The sequence below is a fragment of the Syntrophales bacterium genome, from assembly GCA_030018935.1.
Lineage (GTDB): Bacteria > Desulfobacterota > Syntrophia > Syntrophales > CG2-30-49-12 > CG2-30-49-12.
On sequence record JASEGZ010000022.1, the window covers coordinates 15637 to 31669 of the forward strand.

Annotated in this window: 17 protein-coding genes; 10 read left to right on the forward strand and 7 right to left on the reverse strand. The window is 48.8% G+C overall.

The window, feature by feature from the left end:
- Positions 1-30: 30 nt before the first annotated feature.
- The 5 genes from QMD03_05695 (at position 31) to QMD03_05715 (ending at position 3490) form a co-directional block, all read left to right on the forward strand.
- The gene (locus QMD03_05695) at positions 31-885 is read left to right on the forward strand and encodes a class II glutamine amidotransferase (protein MDI6776723.1); all 855 of its coding nucleotides are present in this window, start codon (positions 31-33) and stop codon (positions 883-885) included.
- Between the two features lie 26 nt (positions 886-911).
- Positions 912-2375, forward strand: coding sequence for a CoA-binding protein (locus tag QMD03_05700; GenBank protein MDI6776724.1), 1464 nt, complete (start codon positions 912-914; stop codon positions 2373-2375).
- Between the two features lie 264 nt (positions 2376-2639).
- Complete coding sequence (locus QMD03_05705; GenBank protein ID MDI6776725.1) at positions 2640-2840, forward strand: cold-shock protein; 201 nt, start codon at positions 2640-2642, stop codon at positions 2838-2840.
- Positions 2841-2954: 114 nt separating this feature from the next.
- Positions 2955-3161, forward strand: coding sequence for a hypothetical protein (locus tag QMD03_05710; GenBank protein ID MDI6776726.1), 207 nt, complete (start codon positions 2955-2957; stop codon positions 3159-3161).
- Between the two features lie 62 nt (positions 3162-3223).
- Entirely contained in the window at positions 3224-3490 is a 267-nt protein-coding gene (locus QMD03_05715; GenBank protein MDI6776727.1) for a hypothetical protein, read from the forward strand.
- 91 nt (positions 3491-3581) lie between these two features.
- Here the strand turns inward: QMD03_05715 and QMD03_05720 are convergent, their stop codons facing one another.
- From QMD03_05720 to QMD03_05735, 4 genes are all read right to left on the reverse strand, one after another.
- Positions 3582-3878 carry a P-II family nitrogen regulator gene (locus tag QMD03_05720; protein ID MDI6776728.1) on the reverse strand — a complete coding sequence of 99 codons (297 nt, stop codon included), beginning with the start codon at positions 3876-3878 and terminating at the stop codon, positions 3582-3584.
- Positions 3875-4807 carry an ammonium transporter gene (locus QMD03_05725; GenBank protein MDI6776729.1) on the reverse strand — a complete coding sequence of 311 codons (933 nt, stop codon included), beginning with the start codon at positions 4805-4807 and terminating at the stop codon, positions 3875-3877. The genes QMD03_05720 and QMD03_05725 overlap by 4 nt, the downstream gene beginning before the upstream one ends.
- Positions 4808-5037: 230 nt before the next feature.
- Positions 5038-5874 (reverse strand): hypothetical protein, encoded by an 837-nt coding sequence (locus QMD03_05730; GenBank protein ID MDI6776730.1) that lies wholly within the window; start codon positions 5872-5874, stop codon positions 5038-5040.
- A 173-nt stretch (positions 5875-6047) separates the two neighbouring features.
- The gene (locus tag QMD03_05735; protein ID MDI6776731.1) at positions 6048-6719 is read right to left on the reverse strand and encodes a TIGR00730 family Rossman fold protein; all 672 of its coding nucleotides are present in this window, start codon (positions 6717-6719) and stop codon (positions 6048-6050) included.
- Positions 6720-6925: 206 nt separating this feature from the next.
- On the opposite strand from QMD03_05735, the gene QMD03_05740 reads away from it, so the two are divergent.
- From QMD03_05740 to QMD03_05760, 5 genes are all read left to right on the forward strand, one after another.
- Positions 6926-8512: an MBL fold metallo-hydrolase gene (locus QMD03_05740; GenBank protein ID MDI6776732.1), complete on the forward strand. Its 1587-nt coding sequence runs from the start codon at positions 6926-6928 to the stop codon at positions 8510-8512.
- A gap of 683 nt (positions 8513-9195) precedes the next feature.
- Positions 9196-10824 (forward strand): hydroxylamine reductase, encoded by a 1629-nt coding sequence (gene hcp, locus QMD03_05745; protein ID MDI6776733.1) that lies wholly within the window; start codon positions 9196-9198, stop codon positions 10822-10824.
- A 138-nt stretch (positions 10825-10962) separates the two neighbouring features.
- Positions 10963-11697 (forward strand): HD domain-containing protein, encoded by a 735-nt coding sequence (locus QMD03_05750; protein ID MDI6776734.1) that lies wholly within the window; start codon positions 10963-10965, stop codon positions 11695-11697.
- Positions 11694-12068: a 4Fe-4S binding protein gene (locus QMD03_05755; GenBank protein MDI6776735.1), complete on the forward strand. Its 375-nt coding sequence runs from the start codon at positions 11694-11696 to the stop codon at positions 12066-12068. The genes QMD03_05750 and QMD03_05755 overlap by 4 nt, the downstream gene beginning before the upstream one ends.
- Entirely contained in the window at positions 12052-12291 is a 240-nt protein-coding gene (locus QMD03_05760) for a hypothetical protein (protein MDI6776736.1), read from the forward strand. Before QMD03_05755 ends, QMD03_05760 begins: the two co-directional genes overlap by 17 nt.
- Positions 12292-12326: 35 nt before the next feature.
- On the opposite strand, the gene QMD03_05765 is transcribed toward QMD03_05760, so the two are convergent.
- The 3 genes from QMD03_05765 to QMD03_05775 all read right to left on the reverse strand — a co-directional run.
- The gene (locus tag QMD03_05765; GenBank protein MDI6776737.1) at positions 12327-13367 is read right to left on the reverse strand and encodes a hypothetical protein; all 1041 of its coding nucleotides are present in this window, start codon (positions 13365-13367) and stop codon (positions 12327-12329) included.
- A 22-nt stretch (positions 13368-13389) separates the two neighbouring features.
- Entirely contained in the window at positions 13390-15678 is a 2289-nt protein-coding gene (locus QMD03_05770; GenBank protein MDI6776738.1) for an SNF2-related protein, read from the reverse strand.
- A 113-nt stretch (positions 15679-15791) separates the two neighbouring features.
- Positions 15792-16033 (reverse strand): hypothetical protein (locus QMD03_05775; protein ID MDI6776739.1); only part of this gene is annotated, 242 nt, incomplete at its 5' end.

Sequence of the window (16033 nt, forward strand, 5' to 3'; positions counted from 1 at the left end):
TGACTGATGTTTTATGAGGAGTCAATGAGCATGTCAGGACAAATTTCCAAGAGAGATAAACCGCGCGAAGCCTGCGGGGTATTTGCCATTTATGGAAATGAGGAAGCGGGGCGCGTTACCTTCTTTGGTCTCTTTGCCCTCCAGCACAGGGGTCAGGAAAGCGCCGGTATTGCCACGGCCGATGGCCATCAGATGTGGAAACATAAGGGAATGGGGCTGGCCTCTGAGGTATTTCGTGAAGACATCCTGTCCAGATTGCCCGGTCATCTGGCCATCGGGCATGTAAGGTATTCGACGACAGGGTCTTCCGTCCTTTCCAATGCCCAGCCATTTCTGGTACATCACGCTGACGAGTATTACGCCCTGGCCCATAATGGTAATCTCATCAATGCTCAATCCCTGCGTACTGAGCTGGAAGACCATGGCTCTATCTTTCAGTCCACAATGGACAGTGAGGTGGTTATCCACCTGATGGCCCCTTATTTAAAATGCGGGATCGAGGAGGCCCTGACAAGGGCGCTTAGCCGGGTCGAAGGCGCCTATAGTATCGTAATGCTGACCCGGGATAAAGTGATTGCCGCCCGCGACCCGCGCGGCTTTCGCCCCCTGTGTCTTGGAAGTCTTAACGGCGGCTGGGTGGTTGCCTCCGAGACCTGCGCCTTACGTTGGATGGTATGGTCGAGGCCACGGGGATGGACCATGCAAGTTTCTGCCTGGCCTGCTATGATGGCAAGTATCCCCTTCCTCCACCAGAAAACATCGGAAAATTCTGTTTTGAAACGCACCAGGCATAAAGAACCTGTCGTATGTCGTATGTCAGGTTTACAAGGATCAGAGGTAGAGAAAGAATATTTGATCGCTGATAACTGGCAACCGATAACTTGAAAGGAAAAGGAGATACTGGAAAAACGATGTCTGTGGATCAATTAGAGACCGCTTTCCATCCCCGCTCCATCGCTGTGGTTGGAGCTTCCACTAATCCCATGTCTGCGAGTTATTCTTTTGTTCAGCACCTCTTAACTTACGGATATAAGGGGAAAATATACCCCATAAATACAAACCAGCCTGAACTTTTAGGCCTGAAAGCCTATCCCTCTCTGAAAGATATCCCCGATTCGGTTGACTATGTAATCTGCTGTATCCCCGCGCCCAAGGTGCCTGATCTTTTACAGGAATGCCACCAAAAGGGGGTTGAGATAATCCATCTCTTTACCGGTCGCCTTACTGAAACCGGCCTTGCGGAGGCGGCTGAACTGGAAAAAGAGATATTAGAGCAGGCAAGAAAATTCGGTATTCGCCTCATTGGTCCCAATTGTATGGGCATCTACTCTCCTCTCGAAGGGATCTCATTTGGCTACGATTTTCCCACCGAGCCGGGTCCTTTAGGCATGTTCTTTCAGAGTGGCGGGGCCTCTACGGAGTTTGTCCATTACGCCTCCCTCCGGGGCATCCGCTTCAGCAAGGTTATCAGTTATGGAAATGCGCTGGATCTCGATGAAACCGATTTCCTGCAATACCTCTCCCATGACCCGGAAACGAAAGTAATTGCAAGCTACATGGAAGGAATAAAAGATGGAAGGAAATTTCTCTGTGCCCTTCGCCGGGCTACAGCGGCAAAGCCGGTTATCATTCTCAAAGCGGGAAGAGGTGTCGCCGGGACCAGGGCTGTGGCCTCCCATACCGCCTCGCTGGCCGGTTCCTTCCGCATCTGGGAAACAGCTATAAGACAGGCAGGGGCAATCCTGGTTCATACCCTCGAAGAGATGATAGATGTGGTCATCTCTTTTTGTTGGCTCCCCCCCGTCCAGGGGACAAGGGTAGGAGTGGTGGGAGGTGGGGGTGGTAAAAGCGTGCGCTCTGCCGACGAATGGGAGGAGGCAGGCTTTCACGTGGTTCCTTTACCAGCAGAGATCCGGCAGGAGATTAAAAAAAGGGTGCCCCAGATGTGGTGGGATTGGATAGAAAACCCGGTAGATGTATCCATTATGCCGGAGAGCGCCTGGGTTTCCGGCCTCAATGGAGAGATATTGAGGATGATGTCTGAAAGCTTTTACTTCGACCTGGTTATTATCAATGCCACGGTAGATGGGCCCTTCGGAAAAAATGAAATGATTGCCTTCATTAACAGGGAGGTCCAGGACATCCTGGAGATAAACAGGAGAAAGGTAAAGCCCTTAGCGGTAGTGTTAGATACGGGCACCTTAGGAATTGGGGATTTCGACCACTGGCGCTGGAAATTCCTCGCCGAACAGAAAACAACCCTCACGGCGGCAAAAATCCCTGTTTATCCTACCATCGCCCAGGCGGCCAAGGCCATCCATCATATAACGGCCTATTATCGAAGGAGACTGCCTACCTCTTTTGCCCCCCGGTAAACCTCTGTAAGTCCTTTCATTCAGATGGAGAAACAAAGATTGAAATAATCCTTGACTTTCAATAAAAGACCGCATATAAGAGATACTATATTGTATCCTTTAGCTGTTCCATTGGTCAGCAAGGTACATATTTATTAAAGTTGGATTAGGACATTTTGAAGCGCATAAGGTGGCCACCATGCACTTTAGAGTCTGGTGGTTTTTTCTTTCTGTCATTGTGGTAATCCGACTTTTGGCAAATTTAGAGAAAGGAGGATGCAAGCGATGTCAGAAGGCAAAGTAAAATGGTTTAATGAAAGTAAAGGCTTCGGGTTCATCGAAAAGGATGACGGTAGCGACGTGTTCGTTCACTACAGTGCTATTCAAACTGACGGGTTCAAGACGTTAGCTGAAGGCCAGCGTGTCAGCTTCGATGTTCAGCAGGGAAATAAAGGCCCGTCAGCGGAAAACGTGAAACCCCTATAAGCGCATCTGCAAGTAAAGAAGAGGTACTCCATTACAATTTCGTGTATTGGAGTGCCTCTTTATTTTCAGTATTTGCAAAACGATTAAAAGAAAGGCAAATTCAGGAGTTCAAGAATGGTTAAATCCAAATTTACCTTCGAGAAACGTCAGAGAGAAAGGGTACGACAGCAAAAACAAAAAGAGAAGGCGGCTCGACGTATGGAGGCTAAGCAGCAGAAGGCTAATACAGAACCAGGAGTCCCAGAAAAAGATCCAGATATAGCCGATTTGAAACCTGGTTCTCAGTCCTGCGCAGAGAATGGGGACAACAAAGAAGGTTAATTTGGGGTTCATAGGCAACGTGATGTTATTGTGACAAAACATAAAGAAGGAAGGAGGGTAAAATGCAAGGCAGTAAACTTTATGTGGGAAACCTTAGCTATTCTACAACCAGTGAGGACTTGAAAACGCTTTTTTCTAACTACGGCGAGGTGAAAGAAGCCAATGCATTAGAAGGCAAAGGATTCGGATTCGTTGAAATGTCGAATCAATCGGAAGCTGAATCAGCAAAAAAACAATTAGATGGTTATGATTTTAATGGGCGGAAATTGAAGGTTGACGTGGCTCGCCCGCCGAAAAACAGACAACGGGAACGGGGCCATAGATATTGATAAAAGATCTCAAGGGCAACCCTCCCCTGTTATAGACCAACTACAGAACCTTCAATGCCCGGACGGGAGGGGTGTGTACACAGCCCTCTCTCTACCCTATAGCACAGCCGCCGCGTTCCGATGTGCCAATCCGGACACAATCGAGAAGGTCAATAACAAATATCTTTCCGTCGCCGATCTCGCCGGTGTGCGCCCCCTTAATAATCGCTCCGATGGTAGGTTCTACAAAATCTTCATTGACGACAATCTCCAACTTCACCTTTTTAAGGAGACCGCCTACCTCCTTTGCTCCCCGGTAAACCTCTGTAAGTCCTTTTTGCCTGCCACGTCCGAGGACATTGGACACCGTTATCAGATTTACACCTACATTCTCGAGGGCTTCTTTCACCTCCTCGAGCTTATGGGGCTGATTTTCGTGAGGGCAATGTAGCAGAATACACTGACCAGGGCACCTATAAATATGGCATTCATAGGATTCACAAAACCGCAGGCCGGTGTAATGGCAACAAGCCCTGCCACTGCCCCAGTCACTACCCCCAACAAGGTGGGTGCACCGCCCTGCTGCCATTCAATGAGTGCCCAGGATAGCCCGGCCGAGGCTGCCGCGATATTTGTGGTGATAAAGGCGTTGGCAGCCAGTTCACCGGCCCCCAGGGCACTGCCCGCATTGAAGCCAAACCATCTAAACCACAGAAGACCTGCACCCAGAACGGTAAAGGGCAAATTGTGCGGCCTGAACACCCGTTTTTCATAGCCAATCCTTTTACCGAGAAGTACAGCCATAACCAGAGCCGATACGCCGGAACTCACATGGACAACAATGCCGCCGGCAAAATCCAGGGCACCGAGGTTTCTCAACCAGCCCCCTGTTCCCCAAACCCAATGAGCCAGGGGGTCATAAACCAGGGTTGTCCAGAGAAGGATCATGACGAGAAAGGCAGAAAACTTAATCCTTTCAGCAAAAGCGCCAACGATCAGGGCAGGTGTTATGATGGCGAACATGGCCTGAAAAATCATAAAAACCTGATGGGGAATGGTCGCGGCATAATCAGTGTTCGGCTGGCCCCCCACACCTCTGAGACCTACCCAGTTCAAGCTTCCAATGATGCCGGATCCGGTATCCGGACCAAATGCGAGAGAGTAACCGTACAAAACCCATTGCAGAGAAATGATGCACATAATGATGAAACACTGCATCAAAATGGAAAGGACGTTCTTTCTCCTCGTCATACCCCCATAAAAGAAGGCCAGCCCCGGAGTCACGATGAAAACCAGTACTGTGGATACCAACACCCACGCCGTGTCACCTGAATTCATGATACATACCCCCGATTGGAGTCCCCATACGGGACCCTTTACAGGCATGGGAGCAATTACGGTGCCACTTCTGTGTATCTGCGTAAATGATTGATTATATTGATGTGTATTAAAATTTGGCGGGGAAATGAAAGGAAAAATGACACAAATTTGTCTAGCTTAGCTTCACATTTAACAAAAAAGTAGCCAATGGGCGTTTACCTCGCGCCTGCTGCCTGTCAGTACAGCAGTCAGTACAACACCACTTGGGGGGGAGGCGGTAACAATCCCTTTTTATACCCCATCGTGAGGAGTCTCTCCAGCGCCTGCCTCCCCCTTTCACCCATATCAATGGTCAGTTCACTAACGTACATTTTTATGAACTTCTCACCAAGTCGGTAATCAATACCTCTTCCCCATTGCAGTGCATAAGCTATGGATTCGTTCAAATGCGTGTATCCATAATGGATACTTTGCTTCAACCCATATGAGAGCTGATGGGCCAAATCTTCTCCCAGATCCTTGCGCACCACATCAAGTCCCAGAGGTAACGGCAGGCCGCCGGTTTCCCTTTCCCAGAGCTGGCCAAAATCCAGGATCCTGTTAAAACCTTCCTGCTGATACGTCAACTGTCCCTCGTGGATTACCAGGCCAGCGTCAAACTCCCCCGATGACACCCGTCCCATAATCTGGTCAAAGGGAACGTCAGTATTCACGATACCGTCGGTGAAAATCTTGAAAAGCAACGTCGCCGTCGTCAATTTTCCCGGTGTCGCCACGGTTTTACCCTTCAGCTCGGCCAGCGCCCTGTATTTTTTCGCCACCATGACCGGTCCGTATCCTTCTCCCATGCTCGCGCCGGTGGCCATGATCCAGTATTTACCGGCAACGTATGGAAACGCATGGGCGGAAATGGCGGTAACTTCCAATTCTGCATTCATTGCCCGCATATTTAGCGACTGAATATCTTCAAGTACGTGTTCGATCCTGATACCCTCAAGCTTCACCTCTCCACTGGCCAGTCCGTAGAACATAAAAGCATCATCAGGATCAGGACTGTGACCAACTCTAATTATCCTCTCCGACATTTTGTACCCTTCCCCTGTGGATATTATAGGACTCGGTCCACAGGAAATTCAAACATGGCAAATCCCATTCCACCAAACTTGCTTAGAAGGTTATTTGCCGTTTTGAAGATCTTATCCTTCAGCTCATCTTCAATAACAACGGCAACAGCACAGTTATAATCCGGCCCAATTGTTTATAAAATGATTATCTTCTTGATGGCCCGAACGACTTCTTCCGGCTCATCGATCACCTGGATGATGTCCAGGTCCCCCGGAGAGATCATGCATTCCGGACAGGCTACTTTGCGCAGCCAGTCCAACAAACCTTTCCAGTAATTTCGGTTTACTAAGATGACCGGGAAGGGTTTGATCCGACGGGTCTGAATAAGGGCGATAGCTTCAGATAATTCATCGAGGGTTCCGAACCCGCCGGGGAGGATGACATAGGCCACGGCATATTTGACAAACATGACCTTGCGAATAAAGAAGTAGCGAAAATCAAGCCGGACATTGGCATAAGGGTTGGGTTTTTGTTCATAGGGGAGTTGGATGTTCAGACCCGCGGACTTGCCGCCGGCTTCGGCCGCCCCTTTGTTGGCCGCTTCCATGACCCCAGGTCCTCCCCCGGAGATGACATTGAAGCCGTTTTTAACCAAAAGACGGGCAATTTCTACAGCCAGATCATAGGCGGAATCTCCGGGCTGCACCCGGGCTGAGCCAAACATGGAGACCGCCGGATGGATTTGCGACAGGGCTTCAAAACCGTCCACAAATTCAGCCATGATGCGAAACAGGCGCCAGGTGTCCTTGATGGTCAATTCATCAATGACATACTGATGCTCATGATGTTCGGGTTTTAATTCCATGGCGATATCCTCATCGTGGGTTAGGAAAGTTCCTACTTTTTTATTGAATTCTTTGCCATCTGCTTATATTATTTACCCCAGACTGTCAAGAAATAGGTTTTCATTAGACGTAACTACTCAGGTGAATAGGCTGAAGACTGTTAGGACACTTCAGTCTAAATGTCTGAATTTACCATTAAACAAATGAACAGGAAAGGCAAATTACCATGCAAGTAACATGTTTGGGAGCAACCAGAACTGTCACAGGGTCCTGTTTTCTGTTAGAAAATGCACAAACCCGCTTCTTAGTTGATTGCGGGATGTTTCAGGGTGGGAAAGAGATTGAAAAAAGAAATGTTTCCCTGGGGCGGTATCGGCCCCAAGCGCTCCAGTACATCCTGTTGACCCATGCCCATATTGACCATTCCGGACTGATCCCCCGGGCGGTCAAGGAAGGGTTTAAGGGCAAGATCGTTTGCACCAAGGCTACCTTTGAACTCTGTCGGATCATGCTCCGTGACAGCGCCCACATCCAGGAAATGGAAGCCGAATGGCAGAGCCGAAAAAATATCCGTTCCGGACAAAAACCAGTGGGACCTTTGTACACGATGGAAGATGCGGAACGAAGCCTGGTTTTTTTCCAGCCTATTGATCCAGGAACGTGTCATCTGATCAGCCCGGATATTGAAATCTGCTTTCATAATGCCGGTCATATCTTGGGTTCCACTTTCCTGACAGTACGTTTTCAAGAACAAGGGCTGAAGGGCAAGGTGGTTTTTTCCGGTGATATTGGACGCAAAGAGGCGTTGATCATGGACGACCCGGATGTTATGGAGGAGGGTGATTTTTTGTTTGTGGAATCCACCTACGGCAACCGGCAGCATAAGTCTGTGGATGAAAGCAAGGCCGAACTCCTGTCCGCCATCCGGGAAGGGATCAAATCCAGGGAGAAGATTATCATCCCGGCCTTTGCCGTGGAGCGAACCCAGGAGATACTCTATCTCCTCCATGAATTTCGGAAAAATGGGCAAATCCCTTCTCTTCCGGTCTATCTGGACAGCCCCCTGGCCATCGCGGCTACGGAGATCTTCAAGAAATACCCGGAATATCTTGACCAAGATACGACCCGGCTCATTGCCCAAGGGGACAGCCCTCTGGATTTTCCGGAACTTGTTTATACCCGGACTTCCGAAGAGTCTATGGCCATCAATCGTCACCAAGGGCCGGCTATTATTATTGCCGCCAGCGGCATGTGTAACGCCGGAAGGATCAAACATCATTTGAAACACAATCTGTGGCGGCCTGGCGTCCAGATTGTTATCATTGGGTTTCAAGCCAAAGGAACCCCGGGACGGAACATTGTTGATGGGGCCAAAAAGGTCCGGATCTTTCAGGAAGATGTGGCCGTGCGAGCCAAGGTGCACACTATTGGCGGATTCTCGGCCCATGCCGACCAAAAGGAACTATTAACCTGGATCGGACATTTTAAAAACCCGAGGCTTAAAGTTTTTGTTATTCATGGCGAGGAATCGGCCAGTCTGGCTTTCGCCCAGATTATCCAGAAGTCCTTCCCCTTTCAAGTAGAAGTCCCCCATTGGCTGGAAACCCTCACCCTGATTCCGCCCAAGGAGAGGGCGGCAGAATTGACCCCAGAGGCCGAAGAAATTATAGGTCTCTTTGCCTCTCTGGAGGATCGCTGGCAGGTCTTCAGGACCTCTCTGGAGGGGATAAGCGGGTTGGAAAAAGGAAATATCCGGGAGATCAAAACCTTCCTGAAAAAGACCGAAAAGGGAATAGAAGGGTTGATGAAGTAAAAATACATTGCAAAAGTAAACATCTTTGAGGTCAGAATTTTTATTGATATACTCCTCATAAGTATCATTAAAACCTATCTGCCCCGCCCATCTCGTTCACATCCGAACTACTTCGCTTTTTATCCCATTTTGGGATGATATCCGAAGTATTTCGGCTATACCAACTCTGGCTGAATAGCCAGAAATCCCACCTACTAACAAATATTGTCACCTCTCACTTCCCCTTTAGTTAGTTCGCCCTGAAAAATAAGGTTTAGAGAATATAGACCATGGTCTGAGTCCCCCCAATATGTTGGCTCTTGGCCGTTCTATTTATACAACATACGGGATGACCATTCAATGAAAAATACGGTCAGCGACTCAACCACGGCCCGTAGTATTTTCAGGGTCTTATAAGCTCATTTTTCAGTACGGACGAATCCATCCTAATTCATGGCGCTATGTTTTTAAGATTTTCAAAAAACAATAGAACATTTATTTGGGTTTACCAAGAGAAAACCCCTAATAACTGTAAAAGAATAGCTTGACAATACCATAAAGTCACAACACAAATAAATTTCTCTTCCCTTTGACCTAAGTCAAGGCATGTAATTTCAAAAAGGTTAAATTAACTGCAACAAAAACGAGCGGAGTCATTTTTTAAAATCCCAAACAACCATCAACTATGAAAAGGAGGTAAAGTCATGTTTTGTTACCAGTGCGAACAAACGGCAAAAGGTGAAGGGTGTACAAACGTAGGGGTTTGCGGAAAGCAACCGGAAGTTGCCGCCCTTCAGGATCTTCTCATCCATGCCCTCAATGGGCTCGCCCTCTACGCCGTGGAAGGACGGAAATGGGGTGTAAATGAACGAGAGGTAAACGTCTTCACATGCGAGGCTATCTTTGCCACCCTGACCAACGTAAACTTTGATCCGAATCGTATTGTCCAGTTGATCCATCGCTGTGTGGAGTTGAGAGAAAAACTCAAAGAGAAGGTCAGGGCAGCGGGTGGAAACATCAATTTTCCGGATGGTCCGGCTACTTTTAAAGCAGCGGCAACTGTGGAGGGATTGGTCAAACAGGGGGAAGCGGTGGGGTTGAAATCAGACCCTTCCATCACCCCTGATATCCTCTCTCTCCAGCATACATTGCTCTTCGGGATCAAGGGTATTGCCGCCTACGCAGACCACGCACAGATACTCGGGCAGGAGGACGATGAGGTTTACGCCTTCATCCACGAGGGTCTCGCTGCTACCATGAGGAAAGACTTGAGTCTTGATGACTGGGTGGGGCTGGTACTGAAATGCGGAAAGGCCAATCTCCGGGCAATGGAACTCCTCGACGCAGCCAATACCGGTGTCTATGGTCATCCTGTCCCTACACCGGTACCCCTGGGGGTCAAAAAGGGAAAGGCTATTCTCATTTCGGGGCACGATCTCAAGGATCTGGAAGAGCTCCTGAAGCAGACTGAGGGCAAGGGTATCAATGTCTACACCCATGGGGAGATGCTTCCCGCTCATGGTTACCCGGGCCTCAAAAAATATGCCCACCTGTACGGTCATTACGGTACGGCCTGGCAAAACCAGACGAAAGAATTTGCAGACTTTCCCGGGGCTATCCTGATGACAACAAACTGCATACAGAAACCGAGGGAATCCTACCAAGGGGATATCTTCACTACCGGTATGGTAGGCTGGCCTGGCGTAGTCCACATTAAAGATAGGAATTTCGCCCCTATTATAGAAAAGGCCCTTTCCGTGCCCGGTTTCCCGGAAGATAGAAACGGGCGGTCGGTGATGTGCGGCTTTGGACACAATGCCGTTCTGAGTGTCGCCGATAAGGTAATTGAGGGAGTCAAGGGTAAGGCCATCCGCCATTTCTTCCTGGTAGCCGGCTGCGATGGAGCCAAACCGGGGCGGAATTACTACACCGAGTTTGTAGAGAAAGTGCCAAAGGATTGCGTGGTCCTGACCCTTGCCTGCGGTAAGTTCCGCTTCTTCGACAAAAATCTTGGCGACATTGGAGGCATCCCCAGGCTACTGGATATAGGTCAGTGTAATGACGCCTATTCGGCCATCCAGATCGCCGTGGCCCTGGCAAAGGCATTCAACATAGGGGCCAACGAGTTACCCCTCTCTATGATCCTTTCCTGGTATGAGCAAAAGGCTGTGGCCATTCTGCTGACACTTTTACACTTGGGGATTAAGGGGATTCGCCTTGGCCCAAGCCTTCCGGCCTTTATTTCTCCTAATGTGCTTGGTGTGCTGGTGAAGAACTTTGACATTAAACCAGTCTCCACACCTGATGAGGATCTGAAGGCAATATTGGGCTGAGTTCGCATCCATCTCCCATGGAGGACGCAAAGGGGAAGAAATCAAGGAATTGAGGAATTTAATATTCGTATCCATTGCGTCCTCCGCTTACTCTGTAGCGAAGGATAACACAAATCAAAATAAGGGGGGGAAACAACTATGAAGTGCCCGGGACAGGACACCCGTTACTGGAAACCAGGAGCGATCTTCGAAACCGCGTGTACAAAGTGTGGTAATCCGGTAGAGCTCTTTAAGGACGAGGCCACCCGCCGTTGTAAGAAGTGCGGGACAATGCTTGTCAACCCAAAGATGGACTTTGGTTGCGCCGCATACTGCAAGTTTGCCGAGCAATGCCTCGGGAGCCTGCCCCCGGAGCTTTCGGCTCAGAGAGATGATCTATTAAAGGACCGCGTCGCCATTGAGATGAAGCGCTATTTTAAACAGGACTTCAAGCGGATTGGCCATGCCTCCAGGGTAGCCCGTTACGCAGGGGAAATTTTTAAAGAGGAAGGAGGAGATCCGGCGGTGATATTATCCGCTGCCTATCTCCATGATATTGGCATCAAGGAAGCGGAGTGGAAATACCAGAGTACAGCGGCACGTTATCAAGAAGAGGAAGGGCCGCCCATTGCCCGTGAGATTCTTTCGAAATTGGGAGCCGGCGAGGAACTGGTCGCAGAGGTTTGCGACATCGTTGGTCACCACCATCACCCGAGACCCCAGGAGACGCTGAATTTCAAAGTGCTCTACGACGCCGATCTGATTGTGAATATGGAAGAGAACAAGAAGGATGGTTCCATGGATACAGAGAAACTGACCTCCCTTATTGGAAAGGCCTTCCTTACCGAAGGCGGTCGCAAGCTGGCGAAGAGCGTTTTAAGGAGAAAAACATGAAGATCAAACGTAATATCGTTGAAATTGACGAAGAAAAGTGCGACGGCTGCGGGCAGTGCATGCCCTCCTGCGCCGAAGGAGCCATTCAGATTCTGGATGGAAAGGCGAGACTTATTTCGGAAAAATACTGTGATGGATTGGGAGCCTGTCTGGGAGAATGTCCGAACGACGTCATCAGGATCGTGGAACGAGATGCGGATGATTTTGATGAGGTAGCTGTAGAGGAACATCTGCACGCAAAGAAAATGGCGGGTGAAACCAAAGAGGCAACTATGGCCTGTGGCTGTCCGTCTGCTCATATCCAGAGTTTTGCACCATCGGAACCGTGCCGGGAGGCTAACGAGCCCGTGTATCATGGTGGTGGAGCTTGATAAGCTATTGCTTTTTGACGGTGGGAGTATAAGAAGAACGGCCTTGTGTGCCAATGAGATAATGACACAAAATGTGGGGTGTGGCACCGATGATCGTGGAAGGGATGTATCTGGACGTCTGTTCTTCCGGGTGGGCAGTTCGTATTTCGGCCATTTCACCCGTGACGAGGGCCTTTTCAGGCATAATCCGGGCAGACCTGTCCTGTATGCTCATTATGCCTGAGGCGTTATGACTGAATATAGACATCCCAACCGCTCTTACGTTTTCTTACAGAGGGAACAGGCAGGCCAGCAGGAAGCACAGAGGGGATGTATCTCATCGCAGAGGTAAAAGTTGAGGATTGGCTGGTAGCAGTTACTGCAGAGCAGATACTCCAGATTGTCGCTTATTGGATTCAGAGGTATCTCGCGAAGCTTCCTGTTTTTACGCCGTTGCAGATACACCTGGGCAACCGCAGCGTGCACAAAGATATGAAGGGCATTAATTGGTTCTATCGTAATTTCCACGGCGTACCTGTCGCAGACATCCCTGATTTTTCTGTGGCACTCAATCCTTGTTGCCTCCAGGCGAGATAACCCCAGCTTGACATCCTCTTCCCCGCATCCCTTCTTCATGATATTTTTCTCTATCTCTCCGGCAATGGTTGTGTAATACTCCTGTAGCCTTTTCAGGTCCCGGTTAAGCCTCCTGTTGAGACTCTTCAGAAAGTCCTGAAATTGGACCAGCGACAGTTTACCGGCAACGGCCTTGCCCTTTTTCAGAGTCCTTGAGATATCCGGAATCTCTGAAGCAGGCAGATCATACGAGGCATCTTCCCACTTATCTTTCAGCTTTTCTCCCATTCCCAGGGCGACTGTATCTGCCTGCCCATTGAGAACAACGGTTAAAATACGTTCCGCCTTTGTATCCGAGACGGCGCTGACCAGGAAGTTCATCAGCAGATAGCTGCACTGTTTGATCTCACAACTTACGAAGCGAAAGATGCCGTTTTGCACAGCCAGGTTGTTTGTAAGCAATGCCTCGATATTCTTAGGGTTGGGCTTCAGATGGGGAAAAGATACCGCCGCCAGTAACCCCTTTGCAGAAATCAGAGGTTTCAGGGAATCAAGAATCTCGCTCCCCTGAAGGAGATGATCCTGCCCGACGCCTTTCCCTTGAAACACCAGGGTTCCCATCTCGCCAACGGAAAGCATCTTTTGCAGAACCTCCGGAAAGAGGACCTTGAGATGACTATCCCTTCCCTCGACAAGGCAGCCCTCTCTTTCCAGGACTTTTGCCACTAGCGTCCGACTATCCATAGCCCCTCAGACGACCGTCTCCTCAAACTTCATAATCGTCGCCAAAAAGCATCTCATCTAATTGTTTGGTTTTTTCATAACCCTTTTTGGCTGTCATGATCTCTTCACCCAATCTGTTAAAGGAATTCTCGAGGTCTGAATCATTCTTTGCATTGATCCAGAGGTCCATGATAATGTTGCTGAAATCCTTATCCGTTTCGAGGTTGCCCAGGATGGTGTCAATCTCCCCGATGACCAGTTCAAACATGTTGATTTTGTCATCCAGGATCTTCATCATATAATCTTCAATACTCCCCGCCAGACAGAGATTAAACACATAGACATCACGCTGCTGGCCGATGCGGTGGAGCCGTCCTATCCGCTGCTCTAAACGCATCGGGTTCCAGGGGAGATCGTAGTTGATCAGGGTATTGCAGAACTGGAGGTTTCGCCCCTCTCCACCTGTTTCCGTACTGACAAGGACGGGAACATTATCCCTGAATGCTGCGATAGCTTCATCTTTTTGTCGTAATGTCATCGCGCCGCTGAACAGGGCGTAAGGATAACCCCTTGAGGAGAGAAGACCTTCCAGATATTCCATAGTCTTTATGTATTTGACGAAGATAATCTTTTTATCCCCATTCCGGCCAATGATCTCCATCAGTTTCTCCCCTTTAGATGTCCGGTCAATCTTTCCGATCCCGGAAAGTGCATCCTCCAGGGACTGGTAGCCACGCGGATCTTCAGAAGCTCTCTTCTCCAGGAGATGGCGGATGGCCTCTCTCAGGGCAAAGGGGGAACTTCCCGCCGTCATGAGCAGATTCTGGCTGGTAAACTGTTCCCGCGGCGCCTCCCTCCCATGGTGAAAGTCTCTGATAAAACGGCTGACCTCCTGATAAATCTCATACTCCACGGGTTTGGGTTCAACATAAAAGGTCGTCGCAAAACGCTTGGGCAGCTTGACATCAACCAGCGAGCGGGTATTGCGGATCATCACATCCCGCAGGAGCGCCCGTAACTTATCGGGATTACTCGGCGCCCGCAGATTTCCCCGTTTTACATGTTCCCTTTTGAATTCGGCCTCTGTACTGAGGGTCCCCGGTCTGAGAAGGGTGATCAGGTTGTACAATTCCAGGAGGTTGTTTTGCACGGGTGTAGCGCTCAAAAGAAAAATGAACTTTTTCCGGAGAGAATTGACCAGCTTGTAGTTTAAGGTTGTCCTGTTCCGGAGATAATGAGCCTCATCAACGATAACCAGATCATAGTTCAGAGAGGTTATGATCTCAAAATTCTTTCGTGACTTAGCCGTATTGATGGAGGCGATAATGCGGTCATGTCCCTGCCAGAAATCCTGGGGATTATCCCGATAGGAAACATCTTCTGTGGTAGAAAAATCAAGGCCAAACTTTGTCTGCATTTCTTCCTGCCATTGGGAAATTAGGGTAGGAGGGGTCAGGATGATTATCCTTTTTATCATCCCCCTGATGAGATACTCTTTCATCAGCATCCCGGCCTCAATAGTCTTGCCCAATCCAACCTCATCAGCCAACAGTACCCTTCCCCTGAACCGCTTCAGGACATTGGATACCGTTTCTATCTGATACCAATACTTATCCACACTTTGCAAGTGTTCCAGACAGAGCAACTCATCAAATTCCTTTACCAGACCGAGACGATGATAATGGAACAGGAGGTTATAGTCCTCAAATGAGTGATAGGTGTCTTGTGGAATCCTCTGGAGAAACTCGTCATCTACAAAATTTATCTTTATATCCAATTCTTTGTTGACCAGGCTTTTATCCTGAAAGGCTGACATATCCAGCAACGGAGGCTCTTTTGGTAGTGGCGTTTCTTTTTCTGAATGTTGTGTCAGGGCAGCAACAGGGACGCCCGTACCTTCCCTCTGCTCTTTACCGTCCGGGCTTTTCACCGTGTCTATGCGAAATTTGAGAATCCTCTTTGCTTCCCTGATCCCTTTCTGTGTGGTATTCTTGAATTGTCGCCCCCGTTTATCGAGACGTTTCCCTTCTATTGCTTCGAGGAATTTCTGATAGGCATCAATCGCCTCTTCGCAAGACCCCTGACGTATCAGATTGTATCCCAGGAAGAACTTTGCCTCCAGATCGGTAGGCACTAATTTTAAGATGTCCTGAAAACACTTTACCGCGCCGGTGAAATCAAGTTCGTCCATGCATATCTGACCCCAAAGTCTATAGGCTGTCGTGCCCTCCGGGTAGAGGTTAATGGCCTTCTGTACATGGTGTTTGGCCGTCTTGAGATTGCCTCTGTGATATTCAAAGTTGGCCTCGATTAAATGGCCATCTGATTCCATTTGTCTTGCCTGTTGAGACCTCTGTAACCTGATCCTTTTTTCTCGCGCTTTCCTTTTTTGCAACCTTTTCTTTTCTTGCACAGGCAACCCTTTTAACCTGAAATTAAGATTGATTACCTAATATTTTTACATCTTTTCGCGGCAATTACAATACCCCTTTTCCACTTCAATTTTACACACTCCATTACTCTTTTGTCAACGCCCGCTCTTTCCGAATAATCCATTCTGTTTAAAGCTGGAACAGCAACGGGCCTCAACGATGACTTCCTCGCCCTTGAAAGGGTAAGGAGCATTTCTTTTTCTGTCAAGAGTAAATAGAATTGTCCGCTTTTGTAGCAAATGAATTGTCCGCTTT

Coding starts and splice junctions, on each gene's coding strand:
- QMD03_05695 (MDI6776723.1), top strand. CDS start 31: ATGTCAGGACAAATTTCCAAGAGAGATAAACCGCGCGAAGCCTGCGGG.
- QMD03_05700 (MDI6776724.1), top strand. CDS start 912: ATGTCTGTGGATCAATTAGAGACCGCTTTCCATCCCCGCTCCATCGCT.
- QMD03_05705 (MDI6776725.1), top strand. CDS start 2,640: ATGTCAGAAGGCAAAGTAAAATGGTTTAATGAAAGTAAAGGCTTCGGG.
- QMD03_05710 (MDI6776726.1), top strand. CDS start 2,955: ATGGTTAAATCCAAATTTACCTTCGAGAAACGTCAGAGAGAAAGGGTA.
- QMD03_05715 (MDI6776727.1), top strand. CDS start 3,224: ATGCAAGGCAGTAAACTTTATGTGGGAAACCTTAGCTATTCTACAACC.
- QMD03_05725 (MDI6776729.1), bottom strand. CDS start 4,807: ATGAATTCAGGTGACACGGCGTGGGTGTTGGTATCCACAGTACTGGTT.
- QMD03_05730 (MDI6776730.1), bottom strand. CDS start 5,874: ATGTCGGAGAGGATAATTAGAGTTGGTCACAGTCCTGATCCTGATGAT.
- QMD03_05735 (MDI6776731.1), bottom strand. CDS start 6,719: ATGGAATTAAAACCCGAACATCATGAGCATCAGTATGTCATTGATGAA.
- QMD03_05740 (MDI6776732.1), top strand. CDS start 6,926: ATGCAAGTAACATGTTTGGGAGCAACCAGAACTGTCACAGGGTCCTGT.
- hcp (MDI6776733.1), top strand. CDS start 9,196: ATGTTTTGTTACCAGTGCGAACAAACGGCAAAAGGTGAAGGGTGTACA.
- QMD03_05750 (MDI6776734.1), top strand. CDS start 10,963: ATGAAGTGCCCGGGACAGGACACCCGTTACTGGAAACCAGGAGCGATC.
- QMD03_05755 (MDI6776735.1), top strand. CDS start 11,694: ATGAAGATCAAACGTAATATCGTTGAAATTGACGAAGAAAAGTGCGAC.
- QMD03_05760 (MDI6776736.1), top strand. CDS start 12,052: ATGGTGGTGGAGCTTGATAAGCTATTGCTTTTTGACGGTGGGAGTATA.
- QMD03_05765 (MDI6776737.1), bottom strand. CDS start 13,367: ATGGATAGTCGGACGCTAGTGGCAAAAGTCCTGGAAAGAGAGGGCTGC.
- QMD03_05770 (MDI6776738.1), bottom strand. CDS start 15,678: ATGGAATCAGATGGCCATTTAATCGAGGCCAACTTTGAATATCACAGA.